Below are 15,255 nucleotides of genomic sequence, written 5' to 3' on the forward strand. Positions count from 1 at the left end.
CGCCCGGAGAGATCCGGGCGGCGGCCCCTTCTTCTGTCGTGTTCTTCTGTCGTGCGGGGGCGCGATGCGGGGCCGGTCCGACGACCGGCGGCCGAGGTCTCGGCGCCCGGCTCAGGCGATGTGGTCGGCCGCGAGCTCCGCGTCGAACCGCTGCTTGAACTCCGGCATCAGGCGGCGCAACAGGGCGGCGCTGCGCGGGTGCTGGACGTTGTGGCCGTCGGCGAGGTGGATGCCGAGGACGTCGACGCTCGGGTAGCCGCTGTTGGTCTGCACGAACGTCCGGAAGACCTGGTACGCGATCTCGGCGTACTCGGCGTCTTCGGCGTTCTCCGCCTCGGCGGTGACCCGTGCGGCCCGCTCCGCCTGCGCGTCGGCCTCGCGCTCGGCTTCCCGCACGGTCTCCTCGGCCGCCTGGACGGCCTCCCGCGCGTCCTGGTCGGCCTGGTCGGCCTGCGGAGCGTCGGCCCGCGGACCGGCTTCCGGCTGCTGTCCGGCGTCCCGCTGCCCGGGCTCCTGCTGCCCGCCGCGCTGGTGCGGGACGGCGCCGATGGTGCCCACGTTGCCGAGCGGGCGGGTACGGCCGCCGGGGCCCGAGGGCACCTGGGTGGGCGTGCGCTCGTAGGTGTCCTCGTAGAAGGGGTCGTAGTCGCCCTGGTACGGCTGGTCCGACGGCGGCTTCGCGAACCACGGGCTGCCCTGCGCCTCCGGGTCGGGGTCCACCGGAACCCAGTCGCCGCGCTCCTGCTGGACGGTGTCCTGCGGGTACGGCCCCTGCGGATACGGGTCCTGGGGGTACGCGTCCGGCGGCACGTCGTCCGGGACGTACCCGCCCCGGGCGCCGTCGTTCCGCTGCTGCGGCAGGGCCGCGCGCGGCGGGAGGTCCCGCTGCTGCGGGTGGGGCGCCCCGTCCTGCCGGCGTTCGGTGCCGTGCGCGTGCTCCGTGAGGTCACCGGGGGCGAGTTCGGGCTTCGGCGCGGGCGGCAGCAGCACCGGCTCGATCCCGGCTGCCGCGAGCCCGGCCGGGGCGGTGTCGGCGAGCGGTACGCCGAACTTGGCGAGCCGCAGCGGCATCAGCGCCTCGACCGGGGCCTTGCGCCGCCAGGTCCGGCCGAAGCGGGCCTGCAGCCGGGCCTGGTAGACCAGCCGGTCCTGTTCGAGCTTGATGACCTGTTCGTAGCTGCGCAGCTCCCAGAGCTTCATGCGCCGCCACAGCTTGAACGTCGGTACGGGGGAGAGCAGCCAGCGCGTGAGGCGCACGCCCTCCATGTGCTTGTCGGCGGTGATGTCGGCGATCCGGCCCACCGCGTGGCGGGCGGCCTCGACGGCGACGACGAAGAGGATCGGGATCACCGCGTGCATGCCGGTGCCGAGCGGATCGGGCCAGGCGGCGGCGCCGTTGAACGCGATGGTCGCGGCCGTCAGCAGCCACGCCGTCTGGCGCAGCAGCGGGAACGGGATGCGCATCCACGTCAGCAGCAGGTCCAGCGCCAGCAGGACGCAGATGCCCGCGTCGATGCCGATCGGGAACACCAGGGAGAAGTTCCCGAACCCCTTCTCCAGGGCGAGTTCGCGCACGGCTGCGTACGAGCCCGCGAACCCGATCGCGGCGATGACCGCCGCTCCTGCGACGACGAGCCCGATCAGTACCCGGTGCGTGCGTGTGAGCTGCATCGCGGCCACCCGCGATCCCCTCCCCGACCTCTGTTCTCCGCCCGGCTTCCGACATCCGGTGGGGGCCAGCCTGGCACATGTGTACGAGCTGTGATGCGCGGGGAGGCCGGGAGGGCCGCCCGGAGGGGGGTCCGACGGGAGTCCTTGATTCCGCAAAGGGGGCTCTGGGCTGGGACGTTGGCCCAGGGGCGATTTTCGGTCACGACTTGGGGGCGGCCGGTGGGACCGGACCGCTCCGGTCCTACGCTGAGCGCGCGACAGGGCGTCAGCAGCCCCTCGAACCCCTACGAGCGAGCCTGGTGATGACCCATGACCTCGGAGGTCGTCTCCGTACGCCCCAGTACCCGCCGCGCGACGGCCCCCACCGCCATCCTCCTCGCGGTCGAGGCGTTCAAGGCGCTGGTGAGCGGCGAGGCGCTGCAATGGTGGTTCTTCGGCGTCACGGCGTTGTTGTTCCCGGCCGTCCTCGTGGCCGTCCGCAGGTGCGCCGTCACCGTCACCTCGCGCACCGTCACCGTGCGTCAGCCCCTGCGGACCGTCTCCTTCCGTCTCGACCGGCTGCGTTCGGTGTCCGGCGGGCGTCCGCCGGGCAAGAAGCGCGGCGTGGAGACGCTGAGGTTCCAGGGCATCGGCGCGACCCGTACCTCGTTCAGCATGGTGTTCGTCCCCCCGGCCGACCGCCGCCGCCTGGTCACCGCCCTCACGGAACGCACGGCGCCGGACGTGGTGCGGTGGGACGAGCCGATGCGCGCCATGCTCGCCGAGGGCCGCCCGGACACACCGCCGGGGTCCGGCCCCCGGAAAGCGGCCGGACCCCGGAGCGGGACCCGCAAGACGTCCTGACGCCCGGACGCCGTCCGGGCGTCAGGACGTCGTCGTTCAGGACTTCGTCGTCGCCTTGGGCGTCGCCTTCGCGGTGGCGCCCGAGCCGGAGTCCGCGTCCGAGTCGGAGTCCGAGGCGGCGCTCTTGCTGCTGCTCGTCTTCGGGCTGTCGCTCTCGCCGTCGGTGCTCTTGCTGCTGCTGGTCTTCGGGCTGGAGCTGGTGGTGGCGCTCGGGCTCGACGCGTCGTCCGCGGTGGTCCCGCCCGCACCGCCGACGGCCGCCACCGCCTCCTTCGCCGCGGCCTGCGCGCCCGCCAGGATCTCGGCGGCGGACGGGGCCTTGGCGCCCGCGTAGCCGGTGCCGTTGTAGTTCACCGAGACGACGACGTTGGCCGTGCGCACCACGATCGCGGCGTAGGAGAAGTCCTCGCTCGTCTTGTTCAGGGTGTAGGTGATCGCGGTCGCCTGGTCGCCGATGCCGGAGACGGGCGCGGTCGCGAGCTTCTTGGCGCCGTCGACCGCCTGCGCCTTGGCGACCGACTTGGTGTAGTCGGTGGTCGCCCGGTCGGCGCCGCTGCCCAGTGCCTCGTCGGAGTCGTACCGGACGAAGCCGAGGTCCAGCCAGTGGTAGACGGAGCCCTTCACGCCCTTGTCGTCCAGGCCGTTCCAGGAGCAGCTGCCCCGGGCGTCGTCGTCGGAGGACTTGCCCACGGTGCCGCCGGCCTTCTTCGCGGACGGCACGAGCTTCTTGACCGTCTTCGCGGAGAGCGCCTTGCACGGGTCGGGCAGCCCGGCGAACTTCGCCGGCTCCACGGTGGGGGTCGCGGAGGCGGAGGCGGCGGCGCTCGACGAGCCGGAGGCGGTGGATCCGGCGCTCTTCTCCTTCGCGTCGTCGCCGGAGTCCGACGAGCAGCCGGCGGCGACGAGCATCACCGGGACGGCGGCGCAGAGGAGTATGCGGGACAGTCGCGGGGCTGATCGGTGCATGGTTCCTTCACTCGGACGGGACGGCGATCGCGGTCGGGCGGTCGTGCCGGCGCTCCGCCGCGCGGGCGTTCGTGCTCGGCTTCGGGACGGGCGCCGTGCGGCGGTCGGTGTACGGGCGGGCGGTGGTGCGGATGCGTGTTCCGAGGAGCCACCGTACGACGGACGCGGAACCCGCGCGGCCACGGCGGCGGCCCGCGACGGCCCCGGTGGGGGTCCGGCCGGCGCCCGTGGAAGCGGTCTATTCGTTGATGCTCTCGTCCAGTCCGTGGGCCAGTGACTGGGCCTTCTCCTGGAGTTCCGCACTCTCGGGCACGCCGTCGGCGTCGGCCGCCTGCTCGGCGTACCGGACGGTCACGACGACGTTCGATGTGCGGAAGACCACGCTGACGGTGCGGCGCTGCGCGGAAGAACCTCCGCTTTCGAGCGAATCGTCCAGGAACGCGGCATTTCCGATGTTGTTCAGCACCCGGGGCGCGAGCTCGTCGGAGGCCCCGTCGCCGCCGTCGTCGCCTCCGTCCGGGGTCGGTGACGCGGTCGTCGTCGGGGAGGTGGAGCCCTGCGGCGCCACCCCGGCCCCGTCGGACGCGGCCGGGTCCGACAGGGCTCCGGCGGAGGGGTCCGCGGGGTCCGCCGAGGGGTCCGCCGGAGAGGAGGACGTGACCGAGGGCGACGGCAGGCCGGCCGCCTCCGCCTTCTTCCCGTACACGGTGGCGGCGCTGTCCTCGTCGCTCACCGAGGGGTCGTAGGAGACGACCCGCTCGAAGTCGACCACCAGGGTGCGGGTCGACTCGGAGGTCCGTGCCTGCCAGGTGCAGCCCACCTTGCGGTCGGTGTCGTACGTGACCGACGCCCGGCCCTCGTACGCCCTCTCGCGCTGGTCCTCCGGGAGGTCCGCCACGCCCGGCAGCAGCTGCTTGAGCGTGTTCACGCTCACGGACCGACAGGCCTCCGGCAGGGTCTGGTACTTGCCGGGAGGCGCGACGGAGACGGTGGGGGTCCCGGGCTTCGCGTCGGTGGTGGCGTCCTCGGTGCCCGAGCCCCCGGTGCAGCCGGCGACGAGCACCGCGAGAAGCGCGATGCCGGGAACGTACGCCATGGGTCGCAAGGTCCCAGGCCCCCTTCGGTACGAAAACGAGTTGCCGCGCGACGGCGGCCGATGGACACAATGTGTATCGCACGTGCGGCTGTGAATGCCGGTCGGCCGAGATGTTTGCCGACCTTGGCACCGGTTTTGCGCTTTAAGTCTTTTGGGCCTTTTCGGGCCTCTTCGGATGGCTGTCCCGCTGTCCTGCTGTCCTGTTGTCCGTCCAGTTGTCTGTCCTGTCAGTTTCATGCCGGGGGAAGTCGAGGGTTCATGTCGTACGTGGAGATGCCGGGGGCGCAGGTACCGATCCGGATGTGGACCGACCCGGCGTCGGTCGAGGACGTCGCGATGCAGCAGCTGCGCAACGTCGCGACCCTGCCGTGGATCAAGGGCCTCGCCGTGATGCCCGACGTCCACTTCGGCAAAGGGGCGACGGTCGGCTCGGTCATCGCCATGCACGGAGCGGTTTGTCCCGCCGCCGTCGGCGTGGACATCGGCTGCGGCATGTCCGCCGTCAGGACCTCCCTCACCGCCAACGACCTGCCCGGCGACCTCTCCCGGCTGCGCTCCCGCATCGAGGAGGCCATCCCGGTCGGACGCGGGATGCACGAGGAGCTGGTGGACCCGGCCGGACTGCCCGGGGCCGGAGCGGCCGGCTGGGACGACTTCTGGAGCCGGTTCGGCGGGATCGCCGAGGAGGTGAAGTTCCGCCAGCAGCGGGCGGTGCGGCAGATGGGCACGCTCGGCGGCGGCAACCACTTCATCGAGTTCTGCCTCGACGAGGCGGGCTCGGTCTGGCTGATGCTGCACTCCGGTTCGCGCAACATCGGCAACGAGCTGGCCGACCACCACATCGGCATCGCCCAGAGCCTCCCGCACAACCAGGGCCTGGTCGACCGCGACCTCGCGGTCTTCGTCGCGGACACCCCGCAGATGGCCGCCTACCGCAACGACCTGTTCTGGGCGCAGGAGTACGCCATGTTCAACCGGGCCGTCATGATGGGGCTCTTCCAGGACGTGGTGCGCAAGGAGTTCCGGAAGGCGAAGGTCACCTTCGAGCCGGTCATCTCCTGCCACCACAACTACGTGTCGGAGGAGCGGTACGACGGCATGGACCTGCTGGTCACCCGGAAGGGCGCGATCCGGGCGGGCTCCGGCGAGTACGGGATCATCCCCGGATCCATGGGCACCGGTTCGTACATCGTGAAGGGCCTCGGCAACGAGAAGTCCTTCAACTCCGCCTCACACGGAGCAGGCCGCCGGATGAGCCGGATGGCCGCGAAGCGGAGGTTCACCACCAAGGACCTGGAGGAGCAGACGCGCGGCGTCGAGTGCCGCAAGGACTCCGGCGTGGTGGACGAGATCCCGGGCGCGTACAAGCCGATCGAGAAGGTCATCGACCAGCAGCGGGACCTGGTGGAGGTCGTCGCCAAGCTGAAGCAGCTCGTCTGCGTGAAGGGCTGAGACGGGAGCGCGCCCACGGGCCCGGCCGTGCGAGGCCGGGCCGGCGCCAGCCGTGCGAGGCCGGGCCGGGGCCAGCCGTGCCGGGCGGTGTCCGTGGGCGCGCGGCCGTCGCTCAGAGCGTGCGGTGGACCTTGGTGTTGGACGCCTGCGCGCGCGGGCGGACGACGAGGAGGTCGATGTTGACGTGGCTGGGACGCGTCACGGCCCAGCCGACGGTGTCGGCCACGTCCTCGGCGGTCAGCGGCGCGTCGACGCCCGCGTACACCTTGGCGGCCTTCTCCTTGTCGCCCCGGAATCGGTTGGTGGCGAACTCGTCGGTCTTCACCATGCCGGGCGCGATCTCGACGACCCGGACCGGCGTCCCGACGATCTCCAGCCGCAGCGTCTCGGCGAGCACGTGCTCGCCGTGCTTGGCCGCGACGTAGCCCGCGCCGCCCTCGTACGTCCCGTGGCCCGCCGTCGAGGTCAGCACCACGACCGTGCCGTCGCCGCTCGCCGTGAGGGCCGGCAGCAGCGCCTGGGTGATGTTGAGGGTGCCGACGACGTTCGTCTCGAACATCTGGCGCCAGTCCGCCGGGTCCCCGGTGGCGACCGGGTCCGCGCCGAGCGCGCCGCCCGCGTTGTTCACCAGGACCGCGAGCGAACGGAAAGCGGTGGCGAACTCGTCGACCGCCGCACGGTCGGTCACGTCCAGGGCGTAAGCGGTCGCCTGGTGGCCCGCCGCCACGATCTCCTCGGCCAGCGCCTCGATGCGGTCCTTGCGGCGGGCGGTGAGCACCACGCGGTAGCCCTCGGCGGCGAGCCGGCGGGCGGTCGCGGCACCGATGCCGCTGCTCGCACCGGTGATGACGGCGATCGGGGTGGCGGCCATGACGAACTCCCTCGGACAGGTGACCGGTACCCGGCCAGGATAGGCAGAGCCACGCCCCTGACCTCAGGCGGCGTCCGGCCCGCCGAACTCGCGCACGGCCTCCGCGACCACCGTCTCCAGATGCCCGTGGTGCGCGCCCCGCCAGTACACCCGCTCGCACACCGTGCACTGCGCGAACACGTCGTACGCCGCCTGCGTGCCGTGCTCCAGCCGGTCGGCCACCGCGTCCTTGTCGGCCTCCCGCAGCGGCCCGTTGCACGCCGTGCACCGCGACCACGGCACCAGGACCGGCGCGAAGCGCCCCAGCACGTCCCGCAGCTGGTCCTCGGGCCGGTCGCTGTAGACGTACGCCCCCGCCCAGAGCTCCCGCCTCCGCAGCAGCCCCCGGTCCCGCGAGAGCATCACCCGCCGCTCGCGCGCGGAGAGCGCCGCCAGCGCGGGATCGCCGATGTCCTCGCTCTCGTACGCCGCGTCGACCCCGAGCAGCCGCAACCGCCGGGCCAGCGTGCCCAGATGCACGTCCAGCAGGAACCGCAACGGCGCCCCCGGCACCCGCTGCGGACGCTCCACCGCCCGTACGACCAGGTGCTCCCCGGACCGCGGGACGTGCGACACCGGCACCCCCACCCCGTCCACCACCAGCGCCCCCGCCTCGGTGAGCGGCACGCCGAGCGACTCCACGACGTGCCCGAGCGTCGACACCCCGTCCGTCACCAGCGCGGTCACCCCCTCGCGCCGCTCGTGCGCGACGAACAGCCGCAGCCCGGGATCGACTTCGACGGTGATCTGCTGCTTGGCCGCGGGAGTCCCGGGCACGGGAGGCTTGGTCACGGGCCCAGGATGTCACCGGGGAGGCCGGCGGAGCGAGGAGTTTCCGGGCGGAGCGGGCCGCGCACGTACCGGGCGGCTCTCGGACCAGCACCCCCCTGCGCCGGGCGGGACCGCGCAGCTCCGTGCCGGCGGGGCCGGACACCAGGAGCGACGATCCGCCGCCCCCGGCGGCTCAGACCTGCGGGGCCGGGTCGGAGCTGGGGGTGGTGGCCCGCGCGCCGGGGGCGGCGTCGGGGGTGTCCGCGTCCGCGGCGGGCCGGGTGTAGAGCGGGCCGAACGCGGCGTACGCGTCGGCGAGGATCTCCTCGGCCGTGACGAGCGTCCGCTCACGCGCGAGGCGGAGCGCCTGGCGGGTGTACGGGGAGGGCGGGGCCGGGTGGCGGCGGCGCCACCAGCTCGCGCCCACGGCGTACGCGCCACTGGCGAGGACCACGGCGGGGACGGAGAGGATCGGCAGCACATCGCCCACGGCGGGACCTCCTTCAACGGATGTCCCTCTTGTGTCGGCAGGTTCCAGGGCCCGACTGGAGATCGTTCTTCGGCCAATGAATGGCCGGATGACTACGGATGGATGCGCAGGGTGCGCGGATGCGCTCCGGTGCACCCGGGAGCGTTCCGCTCCGGGGTCCGCGCCCCGGTGGTTCCGTGCGTCAGGGCCACACCAGGCAGTACGCCTGGTGGCCCGCGTCGTGCAGGCGGACGGAGAAGTCCTGCCACTCGTGGAGGAGGCGGTAGACGTTGAAGGCGTCGCGCGGGCCGCCCCGGTCGGGGACGGTCGACCATATGAAGGCCGCCGCGCCCACCGTCTCCTCGCCCACGTCACGCAGGGGGTCGACCACGGTCATCGGCAGCTTCACCACCGCGTAGTCGGGGTGCAGGACGACGAGCTCCAGCGGCGGGACCTGGTGCAGCGGGATCCCCTGTATACCGGTGAGGACCATGGCGGCCACCGTCTCCGGCTTGATCTTGCTGAACATGCCCCCCATGCCCAGCTCGTCGCCGCCCAGCTCCTCCGGGCGCATCGAGATGGGCACGCGGGCGGCGGTCGCGCCGTCCGGGGCGCCGAAGTACTTGTACGTCACCCCCACCCGGCCACCGCTCCTGATCCCGGGACCGCCGCCGGCATCCGGTGCGTCCGGTGCCGGTCTGCTGCCCTGTACGCGCTCAGCATCACGCCGGTGACGCCCACGCCGGGCAGGCTCGGGCCCCGGGCCGTCGGTGCCTTCGCCCACTCCGCCACCGCGATGCATATTTCATCCACCCGACTACTTCTTAGGAGACACAGCCCCACCGCGCAACCCGATCATCGTGTCAGTGACCTCCCCACCAGGCGTGCGGCGAAACACCTGCCCGCGAGTCCGCGCGCGCCTCTGACACCATGGCATGTGTGAGCTTTCCCCATGACGCCCCAGTTTCGCAGACGCGAGGGGGCTGACGCCCTTTCGTGATACGAGGAGTGCGCGCTCCTTGCTCACCGGTGGCCGCGATGTCCCCACCAGCCCTCCGACCCCCCGAATCGCAGATCAGGACCAAAGTGGCGTATTCATACGAAGCCCCAGTCTCACAGTCGCTCTTCGACCGCGCGTCCGCCGTGACGCCCGGTGGCGTGAACTCACCGGTGCGCGCTTTCAACGCCGTAGGCGGTACGCCCCGGTTCATGGTGTCCGGCACCGGTCCGTACCTCACCGACGCCGACGGCCGCGAGTACGTCGACCTCGTCTGCTCGTGGGGGCCGATGATTCTCGGCCACGCCCACCCCGAGGTCGTCGGCGCCGTCCAGGCGGCCGTCGCCCGGGGCACCTCCTTCGGTACGCCGGGTGAGGGCGAGGTCGCGCTCGCCGAGGCGATGGTGGCCCGGGTCGAGCCCGTCGAGCAGGTGCGCCTGGTCTCGTCCGGCACCGAGGCGACCATGTCCGCGATCCGCCTGGCGCGCGGCTTCACCGGCCGCGCCAAGGTCGTGAAGTTCGCCGGCTGCTACCACGGTCACGTCGACGCGCTGCTGGCCGCGGCGGGCTCCGGCGTCGCCACCTTCGCGCTGCCCGACACCCCCGGGGTGACCGGCGCGCAGGCCGGGGACACCCTGGTGCTCCCGTACAACGACCTGGAGGCCGTCCGCGCCGCCTTCGCCGCGCACCCCGGCGAGATCGCCTGTGTGATCACCGAGGCCGCCGCGGGCAACATGGGCGTCGTCCGGCCGGTGGACGGCTTCAACGCGGGGCTCAAGGAGCTGTGCGCCGCCGAGGGCGCGCTGTTCATCTCCGACGAGGTCATGACCGGCTTCCGCACCTCGAAGGCCGGCTGGTACGGCGTCGACGGCGTCCGCCCCGACCTGATGACCTTCGGCAAGGTCATGGGCGGCGGCTTCCCGGCCGCGGCCTTCGGTGGCCGCGCCGACGTCATGGCGTACCTCGCCCCGGCCGGGCCGGTCTACCAGGCGGGCACCCTCTCCGGGAACCCGATCGCCACCGCCGCGGGCCTCGCGCAGCTGCGGCTGCTCGACGACGCCGCGTACGCGAAGGTCGACGCGGTCTCCGCCGAGCTCCAGGGCCTGGTCAGCGGCGCGCTCAGCAAGGAGGGCGTGGCGCACCACGTGTCCACGGCGAGCAACATGTTCTCCGTGTTCTTCACCGACGAGCCGGTCCGGAACTACGCCGACGCGAAGAAGCAGGAGGCGTTCCGTTACACCGCCTTCTTCCACTCGATGCTGTCCCAGGGCGTCTACCTGCCGCCCTCCGCGTTCGAGTCCTGGTTCGTCTCCACCGCCCACGACTCCCGGGCCGTCGAGCGCATCGCCGACGCCCTGCCCGCCGCCGCCCGCGCCGCCTCGGAGGCCACCGCATGAGCGAGAACGGTTCCGCCCAGGACATCACCGTCGTCCACCTGATGCGCCACGGCGAGGTGCACAACCCGGAGGGCGTGCTCTACGGGCGCAAGCCCGGGTACCACCTCTCCGAGCTGGGCCGGAAGATGGCCGACCGGGTCGCCGAGCACCTGGCGCAGCGCGACATCCGCCACGTCGTCGCCTCCCCGCTGGAGCGCGCCCAGGAGACCGCGACGCCGATCGCGAAGACGCACGGGCTCGACCTCGCCACCGACGCGCGGCTGATCGAGGCCGCCAACGTCTTCGAGGGCAAGACCTTCGGCGTCGGCGACGGCGCGCTGCGCAACCCGGACAACTGGAAGCACCTCACCAACCCGTTCAAGCCCTCCTGGGGCGAGCCGTACATCGAGCAGGTCGTACGGATGATGGGCGCCCTGGACGCCGCGCGCGACGCGGCCCGGGGCCACGAGGCGGTCTGCGTCAGCCACCAGCTGCCGATCTGGATCGTGCGCAGCTTCGTGGAGCGCCGCAGGCTCTGGCACGACCCGCGCAAGCGGCAGTGCACCCTCGCCTCGCTGACCAGCTTCACCTACCAGGGCGACAAGATCGTCTCGGTCGGCTACTCCGAGCCCGCCCGCGACCTGGTGCCCGCGCACCTGCTCGCCGGGGCGAAGCCGGTGAAGGGGAAGTCGAAGGCGTTCGGCGCCTGAGGACGCGACGCACCCGAGCGCACCGATCCCGGGGGCGGGCCACCTACCGTGGCCCGCCCCCGGGATCGTTCGTTCCGCCCGGGGCCCCGAAGCCCCCGGAGCCCCGGAGTCCCGAAGCGTCGAACCCCGGAAGCCCGGAGCCGGTCAGCCCTCCGGGCCGCCCTTCGCGCCGAACCAGTCGAGGCAGACGACCAGCGCGTCGTCCTCCGGCTCCGCGTCCCGGTGCTCGGCCAGGGCCAGCAGCACGGCCCTCGGTACGGACGGGGCGTGCAGCAGCCCGGCCGCCTGGATGGCGCGGGCCAGCGCCCGTTCGCCGTACGGCTCACCGGCACGGTTCCGTGCCGCGTAGACGCCGTCGCTGACGAAGACCAGCCGGTCCCCCGGCAGCACCTGGAACTCCTGGACGGCGTAGGCGGTCTCGTCGAACATGCCGAGCGGGAGCTGCGCCTCCAGGCCGACGCGCTCCACGGTCCTGCCGCGCCTGCGCCAGAGCTGCGGCGACCCGGCGTCCACGACCTGGACGTTGCCGGTGGCGAGTTCGAAGGTGAGCAGCAGTGTCGACACGTGGGACGCGCCCCGGTACTCGGCGTACAGCGCCTGGTCGGCGAGGGCCGCCTGGTCCGCTATGCCGATGCCGGCCCGGCGGGCGTTGCGCAGGGCGTTCACGGCCAGGTTGGTGAGGAGCGACGCCTCGATGCCCTCGCCCATGCCGTTGGTGACGGTGAGGGTGAGGGTGTCGGCGGTGGTGGACCAGTCGAAGTTGTCGCCGTGGATGGCGTACGCCGGTTCCAGCTGGGCGCCTATGGCGTACTCGGGCCGTGAACACGCGCGGGCGGGCAGGAGCTGCCACTGCATCTCGGCGGCGAGGGTCAGCCGGCTGACCCGGCGGGCCCGCAGATAGAGGTCGGTGTCCCGTTCGGCGACGATGATCTCGTGGCCGAGGAGCTGGGCGATCTCGGTGAGGTCGTGGACGGCGCCGGTCGTACGCCGGTCCTGGGGCAGGGTCACGTCGAGGACGCCGAGCCGGTCGCCCCGGACGGTCACCGGGAGGTGCAGGACGACCGAGTCGCCCCGCCCCGGCGCGGTGCGCTCGTACGGTGTCTGGCTGCCGAAGGCGCGGCCCTCCGGGCTGCCGTTCACCGGCACCGGGCCGTCCGGGCGCGCCGGGGCGTCGACCGGCTGGAGCACCGTCAGGCTGTAGTCGGCCATCAGGAGCTCGACGTCCGTGGCGCCGTAGTGCTCGGCGAGTGCGGCGCGCGCGGCCTCCACCAGGGCGTGCGGCGCGGCGGTACGCAGGGCGCGTTCCACGGCCAGGTAGTTCGTCACAGTTGGTCGGCTTTCTTCACCAGGTGGCTGCTCGGGGGCGAGCAGAGTAACGGGACCAGGGGGGTGTCCGACGGGCCGGTGCCGGGCCCTTCGCGCCGCGCCCCTCCGACGGCGGAGCGGGGAGCGGCGGCCGGAGCGGGCGTCAGCGGGTACGGGCGCGGCGGAGCGTCGTCGGCCGGAGCGCCGTCGTCGGCCGGGGCGCCGGCTGGGGCGCCGGTGGGCGCGCCGGTGGGGGCGCCGCCCTCACACGGTGTCCGTCCAGCCGAGGTGGAGTACGGCCACGTCGTCGGCGAGTCCGCCGCTGCCGGCGGCGAGGTCCTCGCACCGCTGGACGACCGCGTCCACGAAGTCGTCGGCCGGGAGACGGTGGGCGTACTCCCGCGCGATCCTGACGAGGCCCTCCTCGCCGAGGCGTTCGTACCCGTCGCCCGTGCGGCCCTCGATGAGCCCGTCGGTGAAGAGCGCGAGCCGTGTCCCCCGGGGCGCCTCCAGGACGGTCACCGGCCAGTGCGCGCGGCCGGGCAGCAGGCCCAGCACGGGGCCGCCCGGCACTTCCTCCAGGCGGACCGGGCCGTCCGGCGGACGTACCAGCAGCCCCGGGTGACCGGCCCGCAGGACCTCCACGCGCGGAGTACGGGCCGCCCGGCTGAGCGTGGTGAGGGTGGCGAAGATCTCGGGGCCCGAACGCTCGGCGACCAGCATCTGTTCGAGCAGGTCCAGGAGTCGTTGGCCGCGCGCGCCGGAGAGGACGAAGGAGCGCCACGCGACCCGCAGGCACACCCCGAGGGCGGCCTCGTCGGGGCCGTGGCCGGAGACGTCGCCGACGACGGCGTGCGTGGTGCCGTCGGGTGTCTGGACGACGTCGTAGAAGTCGCCGCCGAGCAGGGTCTGCGCGCGGCCGGGGCGGTAGCGGGAGCAGACCTGGGCGGTGTCGTCGCGGAGCAGCGGGGTGGGCAGCAGACCGCGTTCGACCCGGCTGTTCTCCGCGGCCAGCATCCGGCTCTCCCGGAGATCGGCGGCGGCCCGCTCGGCCCGCTTGCGCTGTATGGCGTAGCGGATGGCCCGGACGAAGAGCTCGGCGTCGAGGCGGCCCTTGATCAGGTAGTCCTGGGCGCCGCCGGAGACCGCGGCGAGCCCGGAGTCCTCCTGGGCGAGGCCGGTCAGGACGACGACGGCGGTGTCCGGCGAGCGCGAGAGGATGGTCTCCAGCGCGCCGAGTCCCTGGGAGTCGGGCAGGTGGAGGTCGAGCAGGACGCACTGGGGGGTGTCCCGGTCGAGGGCGTCGAGCGCCTCCGCGAGGGTCCGCGCCCAGGACAGGTCGATGGCGACCCCGCTGTCGGCGACCATCTCCTCGACCAGCAGCGCGTCCCCGGGGTCGTCCTCGATCAGCAGGACGCTGGGCCCGTCGCCGCTCCACAGGTCGAAACCCGGGGCGCCGCCGGTGCGGCCGGCGGGGAGGGCCGCGGTACGGGGCGCGGCGGTGCCGGTGCGCGACGGTTCGCGGGAACCGCCGTCACGAGGTGCGAGGACGGTGGGGGGCGGGGTGCCCAAGGCGCTGTGCCTCCTCTCACCATGGGCCGGCCGGCCATGGGACCGCACGATGCGACCGCGACGAGACTAGAGGTAATAGTTGTTCACTGACAACAATTGCAGGGAGGAAACATCCCTGGTCGGGGCGGTGCGGGGTGAATCGGCCCGTGGTCGGCGGGTTCGTCGCCGGTTCGTCGCGGCGGCGTCGTGGGTTCGTCGTGGGTTCGTCGCTGGTTTTCCGTGGGTCCGCCCTCGGCCTTCCGCGCCACCGCGACGGGCGGTGAGGGTGTGCCGGACCGGGCCGGGCGGTGTTTCCGCGGGGCGGTGAGGGGTGCTGATCCCGGGGGCTCCCGGCGCTCTAGGGCGTTCCCCGGTCCCGCGTGTTCCCCGGCGTTCCCCGGCCTCAGGCGGGGTTGGCCAGCCAGGCCGGTCCGTCGGACTCGTATCTCTCTCCGTCGACGACCTCGGCGGCGGCGTCCCGGAACGCCGCGAGCCCGTCGCGCAGCGCTTCGGCCGCCTCGGGCTCCATCGCCGCGAGCACCAGGGACACCTCCCGCACCTGGCCGGCCCTGATCTCCTCCAGCAGCGCCCGGCCGGGACGGCTGAGGTGGAGCTCTATCTCCCGGCGGCTGGCCGCGCTCAGTCGCCGCTCGACGAGACCCGCGGCTTCCAGCCGGTCGCAGAGACGGCTCGTCGCGGGCGGGGTCGACCCCAGCGCCTCGCCCAGGGCCCGCATGTTGCCGCCCTCGTGGCGCTCGATCGCCAGCAGTGCGCGCAGCTGGGACGGGGAGGTGGGGCCCGTCGGGGTGTTGGCCTGGGCTCTTCCCCAGAGAACCGCGAGCAGATTCGTCACCTCGGACGCGGTGCGGGCCACTTCTTGGGGGGACGACGGCCGACGCGGGAACATCGCTCCACTGTGCCACCCCCGCGGCGCCGTTGTCAGCCCGCGCGGCTCCGGGCCGATGGCCGAAAGCCGTCGGGACCGTCCCCTCTGAGCGGAGCGCTTGTGGAGAACCGGTGAGGGTCCGGTCGTGTGGTGAAAATCAGATAATCGTAGGAACCATCGCGTCGCTCCTTCCATCTCAGCCATCGGCAGTTTGTATGGCCATGAGATAAAACGACCGTCGATGGGGACGTG

Annotated in this window: 14 protein-coding genes; 4 read left to right on the forward strand and 10 right to left on the reverse strand. The window is 73.0% G+C overall.

Going from position 1 to position 15,255, the window contains the following annotated elements:
• Positions 1-111: 111 nt before the first annotated feature.
• The gene (locus ACFWEE_RS17635) at positions 112-1,671 is read right to left on the reverse strand and encodes a DUF2637 domain-containing protein (RefSeq protein ID WP_386890064.1); all 1,560 of its coding nucleotides are present in this window, start codon (positions 1,669-1,671) and stop codon (positions 112-114) included.
• A 309-nt stretch (positions 1,672-1,980) separates the two neighbouring features.
• On the opposite strand from ACFWEE_RS17635, the gene ACFWEE_RS17640 reads away from it, so the two are divergent.
• On the forward strand, positions 1,981-2,514 hold the full coding sequence (locus tag ACFWEE_RS17640) for a hypothetical protein (protein WP_386890066.1): 534 nt from the start codon (positions 1,981-1,983) through the stop codon (positions 2,512-2,514).
• Between the two features lie 36 nt (positions 2,515-2,550).
• On the opposite strand, the gene ACFWEE_RS17645 is transcribed toward ACFWEE_RS17640, so the two are convergent.
• A complete protein-coding gene (locus ACFWEE_RS17645; protein ID WP_386890067.1) occupies positions 2,551-3,480 on the reverse strand; it encodes a DUF3558 domain-containing protein in 930 nt (309 codons plus the stop codon).
• A gap of 238 nt (positions 3,481-3,718) precedes the next feature.
• On the reverse strand, positions 3,719-4,576 hold the full coding sequence (locus tag ACFWEE_RS17650) for a DUF3558 domain-containing protein (protein ID WP_386890068.1): 858 nt from the start codon (positions 4,574-4,576) through the stop codon (positions 3,719-3,721).
• A gap of 258 nt (positions 4,577-4,834) precedes the next feature.
• Here ACFWEE_RS17650 and ACFWEE_RS17655 point away from each other — a divergent pair, with 258 nt between their 5' ends.
• Positions 4,835-6,028, forward strand: a complete 1,194-nt coding sequence (locus tag ACFWEE_RS17655; protein WP_386890070.1) for an RtcB family protein — start codon at positions 4,835-4,837, stop codon at positions 6,026-6,028.
• Between the two features lie 112 nt (positions 6,029-6,140).
• Here the strand turns inward: ACFWEE_RS17655 and ACFWEE_RS17660 are convergent, their stop codons facing one another.
• The 4 genes from ACFWEE_RS17660 to ACFWEE_RS17675 form a co-directional block, all read right to left on the reverse strand.
• A complete protein-coding gene (locus tag ACFWEE_RS17660) occupies positions 6,141-6,899 on the reverse strand; it encodes an SDR family NAD(P)-dependent oxidoreductase (RefSeq protein ID WP_386890071.1) in 759 nt (252 codons plus the stop codon).
• 63 nt (positions 6,900-6,962) lie between these two features.
• The gene (locus ACFWEE_RS17665) at positions 6,963-7,730 is read right to left on the reverse strand and encodes a Mut7-C RNAse domain-containing protein (RefSeq protein WP_386890073.1); all 768 of its coding nucleotides are present in this window, start codon (positions 7,728-7,730) and stop codon (positions 6,963-6,965) included.
• A 172-nt stretch (positions 7,731-7,902) separates the two neighbouring features.
• Entirely contained in the window at positions 7,903-8,199 is a 297-nt protein-coding gene (locus ACFWEE_RS17670) for a hypothetical protein (RefSeq protein ID WP_386890075.1), read from the reverse strand.
• Between the two features lie 181 nt (positions 8,200-8,380).
• Entirely contained in the window at positions 8,381-8,980 is a 600-nt protein-coding gene (locus ACFWEE_RS17675) for a hypothetical protein (RefSeq protein WP_386890076.1), read from the reverse strand.
• 284 nt (positions 8,981-9,264) lie between these two features.
• Here ACFWEE_RS17675 and hemL point away from each other — a divergent pair, with 284 nt between their 5' ends.
• Entirely contained in the window at positions 9,265-10,572 is a 1,308-nt protein-coding gene (hemL, locus tag ACFWEE_RS17680) for a glutamate-1-semialdehyde 2,1-aminomutase (RefSeq protein WP_386890077.1), read from the forward strand.
• Positions 10,569-11,261 carry a histidine phosphatase family protein gene (locus ACFWEE_RS17685; protein ID WP_386890079.1) on the forward strand — a complete coding sequence of 231 codons (693 nt, stop codon included), beginning with the start codon at positions 10,569-10,571 and terminating at the stop codon, positions 11,259-11,261. Before hemL ends, ACFWEE_RS17685 begins: the two co-directional genes overlap by 4 nt.
• Positions 11,262-11,405: 144 nt before the next feature.
• Here the strand turns inward: ACFWEE_RS17685 and ACFWEE_RS17690 are convergent, their stop codons facing one another.
• The 3 genes from ACFWEE_RS17690 to ACFWEE_RS17700 all read right to left on the reverse strand — a co-directional run bounded on the left by ACFWEE_RS17690 (position 11,406) and on the right by ACFWEE_RS17700 (position 15,024).
• Positions 11,406-12,587: a PP2C family protein-serine/threonine phosphatase gene (locus tag ACFWEE_RS17690; RefSeq protein WP_386890081.1), complete on the reverse strand. Its 1,182-nt coding sequence runs from the start codon at positions 12,585-12,587 to the stop codon at positions 11,406-11,408.
• Positions 12,588-12,830: 243 nt separating this feature from the next.
• Complete coding sequence (locus ACFWEE_RS17695) at positions 12,831-14,138, reverse strand: PP2C family protein-serine/threonine phosphatase (protein ID WP_386890083.1); 1,308 nt, start codon at positions 14,136-14,138, stop codon at positions 12,831-12,833.
• A 382-nt stretch (positions 14,139-14,520) separates the two neighbouring features.
• Complete coding sequence (locus ACFWEE_RS17700) at positions 14,521-15,024, reverse strand: MarR family winged helix-turn-helix transcriptional regulator (RefSeq protein WP_386890084.1); 504 nt, start codon at positions 15,022-15,024, stop codon at positions 14,521-14,523.
• Positions 15,025-15,255: the final 231 nt, after the last annotated feature.

This window comes from Streptomyces sp. NPDC060184 (assembly GCF_042728795.1).
Lineage (GTDB): Bacteria > Actinomycetota > Actinomycetes > Streptomycetales > Streptomycetaceae > Streptomyces.

Bases quoted from the DNA above. Each gene is read 5' to 3' on its own strand.
- ACFWEE_RS17700 (WP_386890084.1), bottom strand. From the start codon at position 15,024: ATGTTCCCGCGTCGGCCGTCGTCCCCCCAAGAAGTGGCCCGCACCGCG.
- ACFWEE_RS17640 (WP_386890066.1), top strand. From the start codon at position 1,981: ATGACCTCGGAGGTCGTCTCCGTACGCCCCAGTACCCGCCGCGCGACG.
- ACFWEE_RS17645 (WP_386890067.1), bottom strand. From the start codon at position 3,480: ATGCACCGATCAGCCCCGCGACTGTCCCGCATACTCCTCTGCGCCGCC.
- ACFWEE_RS17635 (WP_386890064.1), bottom strand. From the start codon at position 1,671: ATGCAGCTCACACGCACGCACCGGGTACTGATCGGGCTCGTCGTCGCA.
- ACFWEE_RS17650 (WP_386890068.1), bottom strand. From the start codon at position 4,576: ATGGCGTACGTTCCCGGCATCGCGCTTCTCGCGGTGCTCGTCGCCGGC.
- ACFWEE_RS17660 (WP_386890071.1), bottom strand. From the start codon at position 6,899: ATGGCCGCCACCCCGATCGCCGTCATCACCGGTGCGAGCAGCGGCATC.
- ACFWEE_RS17675 (WP_386890076.1), bottom strand. From the start codon at position 8,980: ATGCATCGCGGTGGCGGAGTGGGCGAAGGCACCGACGGCCCGGGGCCC.
- ACFWEE_RS17655 (WP_386890070.1), top strand. From the start codon at position 4,835: ATGTCGTACGTGGAGATGCCGGGGGCGCAGGTACCGATCCGGATGTGG.
- ACFWEE_RS17685 (WP_386890079.1), top strand. From the start codon at position 10,569: ATGAGCGAGAACGGTTCCGCCCAGGACATCACCGTCGTCCACCTGATG.